The 747-nt window shown below is 57.0% G+C and carries 1 protein-coding gene; it reads left to right on the top strand.

All coding sequences use genetic code 11. The annotated features are described in order from the left end of the window. On the top strand, positions 1 to 611 hold a 611-nt coding region (locus EN859_RS35135), incomplete at its 5' end, for a tyrosine-type recombinase/integrase (protein WP_145972002.1). Between the last annotated feature and the right edge of the window lie 136 nt (positions 612 to 747).

Genomic DNA, 747 nt, shown 5'->3' on the forward strand with positions numbered 1-747 from the left:
AAGTTGCCGCGATGCGTTGGTCTGAACTCAACCTTGAAGCCGGAACATGGGAACTATCGGGTGACCGCACGAAGAACGAAGAGCCTACGCTTATTCCGCTGTCCACACTGGCGGTGTCGGTCCCCCAGTCGGTACCGAAGACCAATGACACGTTTGTTTTCCCTGCGAGGGGCAACGAAAGAAGCCACTTCTCAGGCTACGCGAAGGGCAAGAAGGCTCTAGACGGCAAGGTCAATATTGACGGGGTGGCTTTGGAGAACTGGACCCTTCACGATCTGCGCAGGACGCTCGCGACAAATCTCGGCAGGCGGCAGGTATTGCCACACGTCATCGAGCACATACTGAATCACAAGGCGGCGTCCCTGACAGACATAGGCGAAATCTACAATCTCTATACCTACGTCAAGGAGAAGCGCGAGGTGTTGCAGATGTGGTCAAATCACATCGAATGGCTGATCAAGCAGGCGGCGGAAACGCTCTGGCGGCGTAGCTACTGGCATGGGCGGAAGATGCGGCGCAACAATCGTCAGAGCCTCATCGAATTGGAGATCATGCTTGACCAGCAAATGCGCGGCCAATGCTTTGATGGCCGACCAGTGATCGAGTACTAGCCGGGCCGTGCGATCTTCGATCCGCCTCCAACCGGGGCGGCGCGGCATCAGGAACCGCAACTCACCATAGATTCGCTTGGCATCCGCGTAGTCGCTGCTCCCCTCATTCGCGTCGGACGCATTCATCGCCATATCG

Source organism: Mesorhizobium sp. M00.F.Ca.ET.216.01.1.1, assembly GCF_004010325.2.
GTDB lineage: Bacteria > Pseudomonadota > Alphaproteobacteria > Rhizobiales > Rhizobiaceae > Mesorhizobium.